At 72.0% G+C, this 14,423-nt stretch carries 13 protein-coding genes; 7 read left to right on the top strand and 6 right to left on the bottom strand.

Translation table 11 applies throughout. The features are described 5' to 3' along the window. A partial coding sequence (locus AB0E62_RS38330) for a homocysteine S-methyltransferase family protein (protein ID WP_362205203.1) occupies positions 1–1,142 on the bottom strand: 1,142 nt, incomplete at its 3' end. A gap of 275 nt (positions 1,143–1,417) precedes the next feature. Between AB0E62_RS38330 and AB0E62_RS38325 the strand changes: the two genes are divergently transcribed. The 6 genes from AB0E62_RS38325 (at position 1,418) to AB0E62_RS38300 (ending at position 8,468) form a co-directional block, all read left to right on the top strand. Continuing rightward, positions 1,418–2,182: an IclR family transcriptional regulator gene (locus tag AB0E62_RS38325; RefSeq protein ID WP_362205200.1), complete on the top strand. Its 765-nt coding sequence runs from the start codon at positions 1,418–1,420 to the stop codon at positions 2,180–2,182. A gap of 366 nt (positions 2,183–2,548) precedes the next feature. Then, on the top strand, positions 2,549–3,343 hold the full coding sequence (locus AB0E62_RS38320) for an MIP/aquaporin family protein (protein ID WP_362205197.1): 795 nt from the start codon (positions 2,549–2,551) through the stop codon (positions 3,341–3,343). A 78-nt stretch (positions 3,344–3,421) separates the two neighbouring features. Further along, complete coding sequence (glpK, locus tag AB0E62_RS38315) at positions 3,422–4,960, top strand: glycerol kinase GlpK (RefSeq protein ID WP_362205194.1); 1,539 nt, start codon at positions 3,422–3,424, stop codon at positions 4,958–4,960. Positions 4,961–5,007: 47 nt separating this feature from the next. Then, complete coding sequence (locus tag AB0E62_RS38310; protein ID WP_362205191.1) at positions 5,008–6,624, top strand: glycerol-3-phosphate dehydrogenase/oxidase; 1,617 nt, start codon at positions 5,008–5,010, stop codon at positions 6,622–6,624. 114 nt (positions 6,625–6,738) lie between these two features. Then, a complete protein-coding gene (locus AB0E62_RS38305; RefSeq protein ID WP_362205188.1) occupies positions 6,739–7,410 on the top strand; it encodes a FadR/GntR family transcriptional regulator in 672 nt (223 codons plus the stop codon). A 140-nt stretch (positions 7,411–7,550) separates the two neighbouring features. Next, on the top strand, positions 7,551–8,468 hold the full coding sequence (locus AB0E62_RS38300) for a PAC2 family protein (protein ID WP_362205185.1): 918 nt from the start codon (positions 7,551–7,553) through the stop codon (positions 8,466–8,468). Between the two features lie 98 nt (positions 8,469–8,566). On the opposite strand, the gene mshC is transcribed toward AB0E62_RS38300, so the two are convergent. The 4 genes from mshC to AB0E62_RS38280 form a co-directional block, all read right to left on the bottom strand. Next, complete coding sequence (gene mshC / locus AB0E62_RS38295) at positions 8,567–9,796, bottom strand: cysteine--1-D-myo-inosityl 2-amino-2-deoxy-alpha-D-glucopyranoside ligase (protein WP_362205182.1); 1,230 nt, start codon at positions 9,794–9,796, stop codon at positions 8,567–8,569. A 93-nt stretch (positions 9,797–9,889) separates the two neighbouring features. After that, on the bottom strand, positions 9,890–10,714 hold the full coding sequence (locus AB0E62_RS38290; protein ID WP_362205179.1) for an SCO1664 family protein: 825 nt from the start codon (positions 10,712–10,714) through the stop codon (positions 9,890–9,892). Next, complete coding sequence (locus tag AB0E62_RS38285) at positions 10,678–11,268, bottom strand: DUF3090 domain-containing protein (protein WP_362205176.1); 591 nt, start codon at positions 11,266–11,268, stop codon at positions 10,678–10,680. Before AB0E62_RS38285 ends, AB0E62_RS38290 begins: the two co-directional genes overlap by 37 nt. A 97-nt stretch (positions 11,269–11,365) precedes the next feature. Further along, positions 11,366–12,052: a histidine phosphatase family protein gene (locus tag AB0E62_RS38280; protein ID WP_362205173.1), complete on the bottom strand. Its 687-nt coding sequence runs from the start codon at positions 12,050–12,052 to the stop codon at positions 11,366–11,368. Positions 12,053–12,114: 62 nt separating this feature from the next. Between AB0E62_RS38280 and corA the strand changes: the two genes are divergently transcribed. Continuing rightward, positions 12,115–13,110: a magnesium/cobalt transporter CorA gene (corA, locus tag AB0E62_RS38275; protein ID WP_362205170.1), complete on the top strand. Its 996-nt coding sequence runs from the start codon at positions 12,115–12,117 to the stop codon at positions 13,108–13,110. A gap of 155 nt (positions 13,111–13,265) precedes the next feature. On the opposite strand, the gene AB0E62_RS38270 is transcribed toward corA, so the two are convergent. After that, the gene (locus tag AB0E62_RS38270; protein WP_362205168.1) at positions 13,266–14,321 is read right to left on the bottom strand and encodes an LLM class F420-dependent oxidoreductase; all 1,056 of its coding nucleotides are present in this window, start codon (positions 14,319–14,321) and stop codon (positions 13,266–13,268) included. Positions 14,322–14,423: the final 102 nt, after the last annotated feature.

Here is a 14,423-nt window from a genome sequence, read left to right as displayed (position 1 = left end):
GCCAGCTCCACACAGTCGTCCCAGCGGCCCTCCAGCATGGCCTCCCGGAACTTCTTCGACCCGTTCGCGTTCGTCCGCTCACCGATGGCCAGGTAAGAGGTGTCCTGCCGGAACGGAACGGACTGGTAGAGGGAGGCGGCGCCGGGTTCGGGGCGGGGGTCGCGTTCGGGCGGGGTCACGCCGCGGACGCGTTCGACCACCTGGCGCAGGTGCTCGGGGGTGGTGCCGCAGCAGCCGCCGACGAGCGAGAGGCCGTACTCGCGGACGAAGGTCTCCTGGGCGTCGGCCAGCTCGGGCGCGGTCAGCGGGTAGTGGGCGCCGTCCTTGCCGAGGACCGGCAGGCCCGCGTTGGGCATGCAGGACAGCGGGACGCGGGCGTTGCGGGCGAGGTAGCGCAGGTGCTCGCTCATCTCGGCCGGGCCGGTGGCGCAGTTCAGGCCGATCATGTCGATGCCCAGCGGCTCCAGCGCGGTCAGCGCCGCGCCGATCTCCGAGCCGAGCAGCATGGTGCCGGTGGTCTCGACGGTCACCGACACGATCACCGGGAGGTCCAGGCCGAGGGCCTCGATGCCGCGCCGGGCGCCGAGGACGGCCGCCTTGGTCTGCAGGAGGTCCTGGGTGGTCTCCACCAGCAGCGCGTCGGCGCCGCCGGTGATCAGGCCCTCGGCGTTGCGCTGGTAGGCGTCGCGCAGGGTGGCGTAGGGGGCGTGGCCGAGGGTGGGCAGCTTGGTGCCGGGGCCCATCGAGCCGAGCACCCAGCGGGGCCGGCCGTCCCGCGCGGTGAACGCGTCGGCGGTCTCGCGGGCCACCCGGGCGCCCGCCTCGGACAGCTCGTGGACCCGGTCGGCGATGTCGTACTCGCCGAGCGCGGAGTGGTTGGCCCCGAAGGTGTTGGTCTCGACGCAGTCGACGCCCACGGAGAAGTACGCCTCGTGGACGGAGCGGACGATGTCGGGGCGGGTGAGGTTGAGGATCTCGTTGCAGCCCTCGAGGTTCTGGAAGTCCTCGAGGGTGGGCTCCTGGGCCTGGAGCATCGTGCCCATCGCTCCGTCGGCGACCACCACACGGGTGGCGAGCGCCTCGCGGAGCGCGGACACACGGGCCCGGCTGTCGGCGGAAGGGGACGTTGGCGACGAGGCCATGTAAGGGCTCCCTGGGATGCGACGGCTGTCGGCTATGCGGCTTTCCCCGGACGGGTGGGGCTTGCCGCACGGCGTCAGGGTAACCGGGAGTCGGCTTGGATGGGCACCACGTCCACGAGACGGACGTGAGTGGCCTGAATGTCGCGCATGACTCGCGTGTGATGTAACAGGTGGCGTCCGACCATTGGCGGGAGGTCGGCATGGACCGGTAGTGTTCGGCATTGCCGAACGGTGACTGCGTCGTACGCAGTCGGAGGGACGGAGGCAGGACGGCGATGGCACGGAACATCCAGTCGCTCGAACGGGCGGCGGCGATGCTGCGGCTGCTCGCGGGCGGCGAGCGGCGGCTGGGGCTGTCGGACATCGCCTCGTCGCTGGGCCTCGCCAAGGGGACCGCCCACGGCATTCTGCGCACCCTCCAGCAGGAGGGGTTCGTGGAGCAGGACGAGGCTTCCGGCCGCTATCAGCTGGGCGCGGAGCTGCTGCGCCTGGGCACCACCTATCTCGACGTGCACGAGCTGCGCGCACGGGCCCTGGTGTGGGCGGACGACCTGGCCCGCTCCAGCGGGGAGAGCGTGTACCTGGGGGTGCTGCACCAGCAGGGGGTGCTGATCGTGCACCACGTCTTCCGGCCCGACGACAGCCGGCAGGTGCTGGAGATCGGGGCCATGCAGCCGCTGCACTCCACGGCGCTGGGCAAGGTGCTCTCGGCGTACGACCCGGTGGCGCACAGCGAGGCGCTGGAGGCCGACCGCAAGCCCTTCACCGACCGCACGGTGTGCGACGCCGCCGGCTTCGAGCACATCCTGGACCTCACGCGCGCGCGGGGCTACGCGGCCGATGTGGAGGAGACCTGGGAGGGCGTGGCGTCGATCGCCGCGCCCATCCACGACCGGCGGCGCATGCCGGTGGGCGCGGTGGGCGTCACCGGCGCGGTGGAGCGGCTGTGCCGGGAGGGCGAGCTGCGCCCGGAGCTGATCGCGGCGGTGCGGGACTGCGCCCGCGCGGTGTCGCGGGACCTGGGCGCCGGGCGGTTCTGAGGCGCCCGCGGCGGGCCGCCCGCGCGGCGCACGAGCGGGGAGGAACAGCCGGGACGCCGGGCGACGTTCCGGCTGTCGGCCTACCCGAAAACGGACGAAAAGCGCTATACCGTATGTCCGAGCACGAAGGTCGATAACCCGCAGCGATCAATAACGATCCTGTTTTGGATAACAGAACTCTTGACGCACGCGTGGCGCCGAACAAGACTCCCGTCCATCGGTCGGCATTGTCGAACACCTACCGGCAATACGCGCTAGAGTGTGACAACGCCAAGGGCCGGCATCGCTCTCATCACCGAGGGCGCCAGAACCACCGGAGGGACCCGGGGTTCGGCTACCCCTGGACGAAGGACAAAGGAGTCGCGGGTGTCCAGCTCCGACATCTTCATCGGCGAGACCATCGGTACCGCCATACTCATCCTGCTCGGCGGCGGCGTCTGCGCCGCCGTCACGCTGAAGGCCTCCAAGGCCCGCAACGCCGGTTGGCTCGCCATCGCCTTCGGGTGGGGCTTCGCCGTCATGACGGCCGCGTACATCTCCGGACCGCTGTCCGGCGCGCACCTCAACCCGGCCCTCACGGTCGCCCTGGCGATCAAGGACGGCGGCTGGAACAACGTCCCGACCTACCTCGCCGGCCAGCTGCTGGGCGCCATGATCGGCGCCGCCCTGGTGTGGGTCGCCTACTACGGCCAGTTCCTCGCCCACCTCACGGACCGGGAGATCGTCGGCGGTCCGGGCGCGCAGGCCACCTCGGCCAAGGCCGTCGAGGCCCAGGAGAAGGGTGCCGGCCCGGTCCTCGGGATCTTCTCCACCGGCCCCGAGATCCGGAACGTGGCGCAGAACCTGGCAACGGAGATCATCGGCACCTTCGTGCTGGTCCTCGCCATCCTCACCCAGGGCCTGAACGACGGGGGCAACGGCCTGGGCGTCCTCGGCGGTCTGATCACCGCGCTCGTGGTGGTGTCGCTCGGCCTGTCGCTGGGCGGTCCGACGGGCTACGCGATCAACCCGGCCCGCGACCTGGGCCCGCGCATCGTGCACGCCCTGCTGCCGCTGCCCAACAAGGGCGGTTCCGACTGGTCCTACGCCTGGATCCCGGTGGTCGGTCCGCTGGCCGGCGGTGCGATCGCCGCAGGCGTCTACAACCTCGCCTTCGCCTAGGGAGCGTGCGGACAGCACCGAGACCTCGCGCACGCGCCGTACGCACAGCCCCTCACCACGGACTTCCAGGAGCACACAGTGACCGACGCCCACACCGCAGGCCCCTTCATCGCGGCGATCGACCAGGGCACGACCTCCTCCCGCTGCATCGTCTTCGACCGGGACGGCCGGATCGTCGCCGTCGACCAGAAGGAACACGAGCAGATCTTCCCCAAGCCCGGCTGGGTCGAGCACGACGCCAACGAGATCTGGACCAACGTCCAGGAGGTCGTCGCCGGCGCCGTCGCCAAGGCCGGCATCACCCGGGACGACATCAAGGCCATCGGCATCACCAACCAGCGCGAGACCACCGTGCTGTGGGACAAGAACACCGGTGAGCCCGTCCACAACGCCATCGTCTGGCAGGACACCCGCACCGACGCCCTGTGCCGGGAGCTGGGCCGCAACGTCGGGCAGGACCGCTTCCGCCGGGAGACCGGCCTGCCGCTCGCCTCGTACTTCGCCGGGCCCAAGGCCCGCTGGCTGCTCGACAACGTCGAGGGCCTGCGCGAGCGCGCCGAGGCCGGCGACATCCTCTTCGGCACCATGGACACCTGGGTCATCTGGAACCTGACCGGCGGTGCCGACGGCGGCCGGCACGTCACCGACGTCACCAACGCCTCCCGCACCCTGCTGATGAACCTGCACACGATGCGGTGGGACGACAGGATCTGCGAGTCCATCGGCGTGCCGGAGCAGATCCTGCCCGAGATCCGCTCCTCCGCCGAGGTCTACGGCGAGATCCGCGGCGGCCGCCTCGGCGAGCTGCTCGGCGGCATCCCGGTCGCCTCCGCGCTCGGCGACCAGCAGGCGGCCCTGTTCGGCCAGTGCTGTTTCTCCGAGGGCGAGACCAAGTCGACGTACGGCACCGGCACCTTCATGGTGATGAACACCGGCGAGAAGATCATCAACTCCTACGCCGGTCTGCTCACCACCGTCGGCTACAAGATCGGCGACCAGCCGACCGTGTACGCCCTGGAGGGCTCGATCGCCGTCACCGGCTCGCTGGTGCAGTGGATGCGCGACCAGATGGGCCTGATCTCCACCGCCGCCGAGATCGAGACGCTCGCGCTGTCGGTCGAGGACAACGGCGGCGCCTACTTCGTGCCGGCCTTCTCCGGCCTGTTCGCCCCGCACTGGCGCTCCGACGCGCGCGGGGTGATCGCCGGCCTGACCCGGTACGTCACCAAGGCGCACCTCGCCCGCGCCGTCCTCGAGGCCACCGCCTGGCAGACGCGGGAGATCGCCGACGCCATGGTGAAGGACTCCGGCGACGAGCTGGTGACCCTCAAGGTGGACGGCGGCATGACCGCCAACAACCTGCTGATGCAGACCCTGGCCGACGTCCTGGACGCACCGGTGGTGCGGCCGATGGTCGCCGAGACCACCTGCCTCGGCGCCGCCTACGCCGCCGGTCTCGCCGTCGGCTTCTGGTCCAGCACCGACGACCTGCGCGCCAACTGGCGCCGGGCCGCCGAGTGGACCCCCCGCATGGACGCGGAGACCCGCGCCCGTGAGTACAAGAACTGGCTCAAGGCCGTCGACCGGACCATGGGCTGGCTCGACGACGAGAACTGAGCGGTCCCACCGGCTCAGTCAGCTCTGACGAGGAGTAAGTACCCCACATGACCAGTCAGTCCACCCTCCAGTCCGTACCTGCCCTGGGGACGCGCCCGGCCTCCGGCTCGAACCCGAGCCGCGCCGAGACCAGGGAGCAGCTCGCCAAGGCGTCGTACGACCTTCTTGTGATCGGCGGCGGCATCCTGGGCATCTCCACCGCCTGGCACGCCGCGCAGTCCGGACTCAGGGTGGCCCTGGTCGACGCCGGCGACTTCGCCGGCGCCACCTCCTCCGCCTCCTCCAAGCTGCTCCACGGCGGCCTGCGGTACCTGCAGACCGGCGCGGTGAAGCTGGTGGCGGAGAACCACTTCGAGCGCCGGGCGGTCTCCCGCCAGGTGGCCCCGCACCTGGCGAACCCGCTCACCTTCTACCTCCCGGTGTACAAGGGCGGCCCGCACGGCGCGGCCAAGCTCGGCGCGGGCGTCTTCGCCTACTCCGCGCTGTCCGCGTTCGGCGACGGTGTCGGCCACCTGCTCTCGCCGGCCAAGGCGGCGCAGGACGTGCCCGAGCTGCGCACCGAGAACCTCAAGGCCGTGGCCGTGTACGGCGACGACCAGATGAACGACGCGCGCATGGCGCTGATGACGGTCCGCGCGGCCGTCGAGGCGGGCGCGGTCGTCCTCAACCACGCCGAGGTCACCGGGCTGCGCTTCACCCAGGGCCGGGTGACCGGCGCGGAGCTGAGGGACCGCCTGTCCGGCGAGGAGTTCGGCGTCAACGCCCGCCTGGTGCTGAACGCGACCGGCCCGTGGGTCGACCACCTGCGCAAGCTGGAGGACCCGAACGCGGCGCCGTCCATCCGGCTGTCCAAGGGCGCGCACCTGGTCCTGAAGCGCACCTCCCCCTGGAAGGCCGCGCTCGCCACGCCCATCGACAAGTACCGCATCACCTTCGCCCTCCCCTGGGAGGACATGCTGCTGCTCGGCACCACCGACGAGGAGTACGAGGGCGACCCGGCGGACGTGTCCGTCGACGAGAAGGACATAGCCCAGATCCTGGACGAGGCCGCGTTCTCCGTCCGGGACCAGCAGCTCCAGCGCGACCTGATCACCTACGCGTTCGCCGGGCTGCGGGTGCTGCCGGGCGGCCCCGGCGACACCGCCAAGGCCAAGCGGGAGACCGTGGTCACCGAGGGCAGGGGCGGGATGCTGTCGGTCGCGGGCGGCAAGTGGACGACGTTCCGGCACATCGGCCGCACGATCATGAAGAAGCTGGAGGCGCTGCCGGGTCACCCGCTCGGCGACGACTTCGAGCCGATCGCCTCGCTGCCGAAGAAGCTGCCGCTGCCCGGTGTCGCCAACCCGCGCGCGGTCGCCCACCGGCTGCTGGTCGACGGTCCGGCGCCCGGCCCGCGCATGGCCGCCGACACCGCCCGGCACCTGGCCACCCACTACGGTTCCCTGGCCTTCGACATCGCCCGCCTGGCGAACGAGAACCCGGAGCTGGCCGAGCGCGTCCACCCCGACGCCCCCGAGATCTGGGCGCAGGTGGTCTGGGCCCGTGACCACGAGTGGGCCGAGACGCCGGACGACGTGCTGCGCCGCCGCACCACGCTGACCATCCGGGGCCTGGCCACGGACGCGGTCCGGGCCAAGGTCCAGAAGGTCCTGGACGAGAAGTAGGCCGGCGGACAGGGACCCGGTACGCAGGGGGCGCCTCCGCCCGAGGGGGCGCCCCCTGCGCGCGCCCGCATAATGTGCGGACACATCCGATGTCCGGGGACGGGAGGCCGGTTGATGGCAGTCACCGACGAGGCGATCGAGAAGATCAAGGACATGATCGTCTCCGGTGCGCTGCGCCCGGGCGACCGGCTGCCCAAGGAGAGCGAACTGGCCGCCGGACTGGGGCTGTCGCGCAACTCGCTGCGGGAGGCCGTACGGGCGCTGTCGCTGATCCGCATCCTCGACGTGCGACAGGGCGACGGCACCTATGTCACCAGCCTCGATCCCCAACTGCTGCTGGAGGCCGTGAGTTTCGTCGGGGACTTCCACCGCGACGACACGGTGCTGGAGTTCCTCGCGGTGCGCCGGATCCTGGAGCCGGCCGCGACGGCGATGGCCGCCTTCCGGATCGGCGAGGCGGAACTGGACGCGCTGTCGGCCCGGCTGGACGCGCTCGGCGAGGCGCCTTCGGTGGAGGAACTGGTCGCGGCCGACCTGGAGTTCCACCGGAGCATCGTGCGGTGCGCCGGCAACTCGGTGCTGTGCTCGCTGCTCGACGGGCTGTCCGGGCCCACCACGCGGGCCCGGGTCTGGCGGGGCCTCACCGAGGAGGACGCGGTCGGCCGCACCCTGCGCGAGCACCGGGCGATCCTGGGCGCGCTGCGCGACCGGGACGCGGAGGCGGCCCGGTCCTGGGCGACCGTGCACATAGCGAGCGTGGAGCGGTGGCTGCGCTCCGCGCCGTGAGTCCGGGACGCGCGCGTGTTCCGCGGCGGCGAACGGGGCAGTGATCCGTTCACTCCCCCGTGCAAGGGGGCTGCGGGCGCCCCCGCGGGACGCCGTAAGGTTGGTGGGTCAAGCGAGGGCACGTCGGAAGGAGGCACTGGGTGATCGAGCTGGAGGGGGTTCCCGAGCTGATCGACCCAGTCATGGTGGCCGCGTTCGAGGGCTGGAACGATGCCGGTGACGCCGCCTCCACGGCGGTCGCGCATCTGGAACGCGAATGGAAGGGCGAGGTGTTCGCGGCGCTGGACGCCGAGGACTACTACGACTTCCAGGTGAACCGTCCCACGGTGTTCATGGACGGCGGTGTGCGCAAGATCACCTGGCCGACGACGCGGTTGTCGGTGGTCCGGGTCGGCGGGGACAAGCCGCGCGACCTGGTGCTGGTCCGCGGCATCGAGCCGTCCATGCGGTGGCGTTCGTTCTGCAACGAGCTGCTCGGCTTCGCGCACGAGCTGGGCGTGGAGCTGGTGGTCATCCTGGGCGCCCTGCTCGGTGACACCCCGCACACGCGTCCGGTCCCGGTCAGCGGGGTCACGTCCGACCCGGACCTGGCCCGCCGCATGGACCTGGAGGAGACCAAGTACGAGGGTCCGACGGGCATCGTCGGCGTCCTCCAGGAGGCGTGCACGCACGCGGGCGTCCCGGCGGTCTCGCTGTGGGCGGCCGTGCCGCACTACGTCTCCCAGCCGCCCAACCCGAAGGCCACGCTGGCGCTGCTCAACCGCCTGGAGGACCTGCTGGACCTGCGGATCCCGCAGGGCGAGCTGCCCGAGGACGCGCGGGCCTGGCAGGTGGGCGTGGACCAGCTGGCGGCCGAGGACAGCGAGGTCGCCGAGTACGTCCAGACGCTGGAGGAGGCGCGGGACACCGCGGAGCTGCCGGAGGCGTCCGGTGAGGCGATCGCGCGGGAGTTCGAGCGGTATCTGCGCCGGCGGGACGTGGGCCCTCCGGGCGGGAAGCCGAAACCGCCCGCCTCCGGCAGCGGGGGCAAGGAGGACGAGGACGACCCCGAGGACTGACGGTACGGAAGAAGGAGCGCCTCCCCTGCCGGGAGCCGCTCCTTCTTGCGTATTCCGTCGCGTCGCGGGGTGCTTGCGGGGCGCTTCGCCTCGGTGTCTTACAGGGCCACGCCCAGCAGCGCGTCCACCGCCCGCGTCACCAGGCCGGGCGCGCCGGTGTCCGTGCCGCCCTCCTGCTCCTGCCGGGCCGCCCAGCGGTCCACGGCCGCGAGGGCGGCGGGGGCGTCCAGGTCGTGGGAGAGGGCCGCGCGGATCTCCTCCACCAGGGCGTCGGCCGAGGGCCCGTCGGGGCGGGAGACCGCCGCGCGCCAGCGGCCGAGGCGGGCCACGGCGTCCTGAAGGACCTGGTCGGTCCACTCCCAGTCGGCCCGGTAGTGGTGGGCCAGCAGCGCGAGACGGATGGCGGCGGGGTCGACGCCGTCGCGGCGCAGCCGGGAGACGAAGACCAGGTTGCCCTTGGACTTGGACATCTTCTCGCCGTCCAGGGCGACCATGCCGGCGTGCACATACGCCTTGGCCATGGGGAACTCGCCGGTGAGCACCTGGGCGTGCGAGGCGCCCATCTCGTGGTGCGGGAAGGCGAGGTCGGAGCCGCCGCCCTGGACGTCGAAGCCCATGCCGAGGTGGTCCAGGGCGATGGCCACGCACTCGATGTGCCAGCCGGGGCGGCCCCGGCCGAGCGAGGCGCCGTCCCAGCTGGGCTCGCCCTCGCGGGCCGCCATCCACAGCATCGGGTCCAGCGGGTTCTTCTTGCCCGGGCGGTCCGGGTCGCCACCGCGTTCGGCGGACAGCAGCCGCATGGCGGCGGCGTCCAGGTGCGAGACCTTGCCGAAGTTCGGGTCGGACTCGACGGAGAAGTAGATGTCGCCGTCCAGTTCGTAGGCCGCGCCGAGGTCGCGCAGCCGCTCGACGAGCGGGACGATGCCGGGTATGGCCTCGACCGCGCCGACGTACTGCCGCGGCGGGAGCATCCGCAGGGCGGTCATGTCCTCGCGGAAGAGAGCCGTCTCGCGCTCGGCGAGGGCGGTCCAGTCGAGGTTGTCCCGCTCGGCCCGCTCCAGCAGCGGGTCATCGACGTCGGTGACGTTCTGGACGTAGTGAACCTGCCGCTTGGTGTCGAGCCACACGCGCTGAACCAGGTCGAACGCGTTGTAGGTCGCCGCGTGACCCATGTGGGTCGCGTCGTACGGCGTGATGCCGCAGACGTAGATACGGGCGACGGGACCGGGGTCGAGGGTGACCAGACCGCCGGTCGCGGTGTCGTGGATCCTCAGGTCGCGGCCCTGACCAGGCAGGGCGGGGACCTCGGAAGCGGGCCAGGCATGCATGTACATGAGCCTAACCGGCCCCGGCCCACGGATACGAACGGGATCAGGCCGGATGACCGGTTCTGCGTTCTTGAACATCGCCGCCGGATGTGCTCACACGGGCGGCCAGGGAATCGCGGGCCAGTCGCCGCTCGGTTCCGGGTGCCGGCCGGAGGCGAGCAGGGCGTCGACCCGCGCGCGGGTGGCGTCGATCTCGGCCGCCGTGATCAGCGTGGCCAGCCGCGCGCCCAGCGGGCCGTCCAGGGCGTCCCGCAGTGCCTTGAGGACGCCGACGGCCTCCTCCGGGAGGGGTTCGCCGGCCCAGCCCCACAGCAGGGTGCGCAGTTTGCCCTCGACGTTGAAGGTGACGCCGTGGTCGATGCCGTAGAGCCGGCCGTCGGCGGTGGGCAGCAGGTGGCCGCCCTTGCGGTCGGCGTTGTTGATGACCGCGTCCAGGACGGCGAGCCGGCGCAGCCGCGGGTCGTCGGCGTGCACCAGCAGCGCGGTGCGGCCCTCGCCGACGTCGGCGAGCCCGACCGCCTTCCAGCCCGGCTCCGGCTCCTCGCCGTCGACCAGGGCGAGCAGGTCGGCCTCGGGGTGGACGTCGATCCACAGCTGGCACATGCCCTCGCCGTAGGGCCCGTCGCGCAGCACGGTCGGCGGCACCAGGTCCCAGCCGGTGGCCTCGGAGACCTCGTAGGCGGCGACCTCGCGGCCGGCCAGGGTGCCGTCGGGGAAGTCCCACAGGGGGCGCTCCCCGGCGACCGGCTTGTACACGCAGGAGGCCTGGCGGCCGTCCAGGGCGACCGTGCAGAACAGGGCCGCGTTGGACGCCTCGCGGATCCGCCCGCGTACGGTCAGCTCACCGTGCGCGAGCAGCTCGGCCGGGTTCGGGTCGGGCGTCACGCTCCGCGGCGGTATCCGTTCTGGCGCGGACATACGTGTCCTTCCGGATCGAGCGGGAGGCTGCACAGCGGGCACGGCGGCCGCCCGGCGTTGACGACGTCGAGGGCGCGCTTGGCGAAGGCCCGGGCCTGCGCGCCGGTCAGCCGGACCCGCAGCATCGGGGGCCCGTTCTCCTCGTCCTGGAGCAGACGCTCCTCGGCCTCGGCGAGGTCTTCCTCGGTGTCGGCGTCCAGCTCGACCAGCGCCTGGGCCTCGACGATCATGCGCTGGTCCTCGCCGTCCCAGGCCAGGGCCATGGTGCCGACGCGGAACTCCTCCTCGACGGGAGTGTCGAGCGGTGCGGTGTCGGTGATCTCGGTGGGTGCGACGGCGGGGACGGCGGCGCTGCCGCCACTGCGCCGTACGACCTCGTCCAGCAGTTCGTCCATGCGCTCGGCGAGCGCGGCCACCTGGGTCTTCTCCAGGGCCACGCTGGTCACCCGGGAGCCTGCGATGGCCTGGAGGAAGAACGTACGGCGCCCGGGCAGTCCGACCGTGCCGGCCACGAAGCGGTCCGGCTGGTCGTAGAGGAACACCTGACGGGACACGTCCTGTCTCCATTGAGTCGTGGTTTCCGAAGGTCCGGCGGTGGGCCGTACGGGAAAGCGAACGGGATGGGTCGCTTCACCCTACTGCGGCCGACGATCACGGTGCGCCCGCACCGCCACCCACCGGTGCGTCGCCCTCGCCGGCTTCCTCGCGGGGGACGAGCGAAGCGAAGTCCCCCGTGTCGCCGAGGCGGACGAGGTACGGCCTGAGCCGGGTGTAGCGGATCGCGGTGACGGAGCACGGCTCGACGGAGATCCGCTGGAAGAGGTCGAGGTGCAGGCCGAGGGCGTCGGCGACGAGGGACTTGATGATGTCGCCGTGGGAGCACATCAGGTAGACGGCGTCGGCGCCGTGGTCGCGCTCCACTCGCGCGTTCCACTCGCGTACGGCCTCGGCGGCGCGGGTCTGCATGGCCCGCATGGACTCGCCGCCCGGGAACGCGGCGGCGGACGGGTGGGCCTGTACGACCTCCATCAGCGGCTCGTCCTTCAGCTCGGCGAGCTTGCGGCCGGACCAGTCGCCGTAGTGGCACTCGCCGATCCGCTCGTCGGTGTGGGAGCGCAGGCCGGGGCGGGCCTCCAGCAGCGGGCGCACGGTCTCCTGGCAGCGCTGGAGGGGGCTCGTGACCACCTCGGAGACCGGCAGCGCGGCGAGCCGGCCGGGCAGCGCGGCGGCCTGCGCGGCGCCGCGCTCGTCCAGGGCGACGCCGGGCGTCCACCCGGCGAGCAGGCCCGAGGTGTTGGCGGTGGAACGTCCGTGCCTTACGAGGATCAGCGTGGGCATGCGGCAAGGGTAGGCGCATCGCGAGGTGCGCCGTTGACCGGGCGGAAGGGAGAATGCGCTCCGTGATCGTCGACTGCGCCGTCTACCGGCACGGGCACCGTACCGAGGGGCCCGCGGACCTGTCCGACGCGCTCGCCGGGGCACGGGCCGGGGGCGGCTTCGTGTGGATCGGCCTGCATGAGCCGTCCGAGGATGAGTTCGACCTGGTCAGCCGGGAGTTCGGGCTGCATCCGCTGGCCGTGGAGGACGCCCTCAAGGCCCATCAGCGGCCCAAGCTGGAGGTGTACGACGACTCGCTGTTCCTGGTGCTGAAACCGGTGGTGTACGAGCCCGAGAGCGACACGGTGTCGGCCGGCGAGGTCATGGTCTTCGTCGGCGAGGGTTTCGTGGTGACGGTCCGCCACGGCGAGGGGGCGCCGCTGAAGGCCGTGCGGCGGCGGCTGGAGGAGGAGCCCGAGATGCTGGACAAGGGGCCCACCTCGGTGCTGTACGCGATCGCGGACGCCACCGTCGACCACTACCTGGAGGTGGCGACGGAGCTGCAGAACGACCTGGACGAGCTGGAGGCGGAGGTGTTCCGGCCGGAGACCGGCGGGTCCCGCAACACCGCGTCCCGGATCTACACCTTCAAGCGGCAGATCCTGGAGTTCCGCCGGGCGACCGGACCGCTGGCGCTGCCGCTGACCCGGCTGGCCGGCAGCGGCCCGCTGGGCACGTCGGTGCCGTTCGTGCACGAGAAGTCACGGCCCTTCTTCCGGGACGTGGGCGACCACCTCACGCGCGTGAACGAGTCCGTGGAGGCCCTGGACCGGCTGGTGTCGGACATCCTGTCGGCCCATCTGGCGCAGATGAGCGTCCGGCAGAACGACGACATGCGGAAGATCTCCGCGTGGGCGGCGATGGCGGCGGTGCCCACGATGATCGCGGGGATCTACGGCATGAACTTCGACCACATGCCCGAGCTGCACTGGGTGTGGTCGTACCCGGCGGTGATCGTGCTGATGGCCGCGCTGGAAGTGCTGCTGTACCGGCTGTTCAAGCGGCGCGGCTGGCTGTGAGCCCGGCCGGTTCCGCGGGGGCGGCGGGTCCGGCCGGGCCGGGGTCGTAACCGTGCGGCGCCGGGCGCGTTGTTCCCGGTGACGGCCGTGGCGGGGAAGACCCCCGAGCCCCCACCACGGCCGTGGAAACCTCCGCCGCGAACCTCCCCGTGCGGTTACGCCAGCCCGGCCCGCTCCAGGGCCTCGCTGCCGGCCCGCAGGGAGGCGAGCCGCTCCTCCAGCGTGAAGCCGGCCGGGGCGAGGCTGAGGGTGGTGACCCCGGCGGCGGCATAGGCCCTCATCCGGTCGGCGATGCGGTCCACGGAGCCCAGCAGGGTGGTCCGGTCGATGAGCTCGTGCGGGATCGCGGCGGCGGCGCCCTGCTTGTCCCCGGACAGGTACGTCCGCTGGATCTCGGCGGCCTCCTTCTCGTAGCCCATGCGCTGGGCCAGCCGGTTGTAGAAGTTCTGCTTGGCGCTGCCCATGCCGCCGACGTACAGCGCCGTGTAGGGGCGGAAGGTGTCGGCGAGCCGGGCCACGTCCTTGTCGTCACCGACGGCGATCGGCAGCGTCGGGCACACGTCGAACCCGTCGAGGGTGAGGCCCGCCTTCTCCCGGCCGGCCCGCAGGTGCTTGACCGTGGTCTCCTCCAGGTGCTCGGCGGAGGGGAAGATCAGCAGCGCGCCGTCGGCGATCTCGCCGGTCTGCTCCAGGTTCTTCGGGCCGATGGCGGCGATGTAGAGGGGGATGTGCTCGCGCTCGGGGTGCACGGTCAGCTTGAGGGGCTTGCCGGGGCCGCCGGGCAGCGGCAGCGTCCAGTGCGCGCCGTCGTACGTCAGCCGCTCCCGGGTCATCGCCTTGCGGACGATCTCCACGTACTCGCGGGTGCGGGCCAGCGGCTTGTCGAACGGGACGCCGTACCAGCCCTCGGAGACCTGCGGGCCGGAGACGCCGAGGCCGAGCCGGAACCGGCCGCCGGAGAGCGAGTCGAGCGTGGCCGCGGTCATCGCGGTCATCGCGGGCTGGCGGGCGGGGATCTGGAAGATGGCCGACCCGACGTCGATGCGCTCGGTCTGCGCGGCGACCCAGCTGAGCACGGTGGCGGCGTCGGAGCCGTAGGCCTCGGCGGCCCAGCACACCGCGTAGCCCAGCCGGTCGGCCTCCTGGGCCACGGCCAGGTTGTCGCCGTCCATTCCGGCACCCCAGTAACCGAGGTTGATCCCGAGCTGCATGCGCGATTCCCCTTACCCGTGAGTAACGTGCCTGTGGGGCAGACCTTAGCGCGGGGACGGGGCTGGGCGGCAGAGCGGCGGGGGCCGAGGGGAGGGGCTCCG

Source organism: Streptomyces sp. NPDC038707, assembly GCF_040636485.1.
Taxonomy (GTDB): domain Bacteria; phylum Actinomycetota; class Actinomycetes; order Streptomycetales; family Streptomycetaceae; genus Streptomyces.
Note: the sequence above shows the minus strand (reverse complement) of the source record. Positions and strands in the feature narration are given on the sequence as shown.

Excerpts from the sequence above, each read along its gene's own strand:
- AB0E62_RS38280 (WP_362205173.1), bottom strand. The coding sequence starts at position 12,052 with ATGCCCACGCTGATCCTCGTAAGGCACGGACGTTCCACCGCCAACACC.
- AB0E62_RS38290 (WP_362205179.1), bottom strand. The coding sequence starts at position 10,714 with ATGTCCGCGCCAGAACGGATACCGCCGCGGAGCGTGACGCCCGACCCG.
- AB0E62_RS38325 (WP_362205200.1), top strand. The coding sequence starts at position 1,418 with ATGGCACGGAACATCCAGTCGCTCGAACGGGCGGCGGCGATGCTGCGG.
- mshC (WP_362205182.1), bottom strand. The coding sequence starts at position 9,796 with ATGCATGCCTGGCCCGCTTCCGAGGTCCCCGCCCTGCCTGGTCAGGGC.
- AB0E62_RS38305 (WP_362205188.1), top strand. The coding sequence starts at position 6,739 with ATGGCAGTCACCGACGAGGCGATCGAGAAGATCAAGGACATGATCGTC.
- AB0E62_RS38310 (WP_362205191.1), top strand. The coding sequence starts at position 5,008 with ATGACCAGTCAGTCCACCCTCCAGTCCGTACCTGCCCTGGGGACGCGC.
- AB0E62_RS38270 (WP_362205168.1), bottom strand. The coding sequence starts at position 14,321 with ATGCAGCTCGGGATCAACCTCGGTTACTGGGGTGCCGGAATGGACGGC.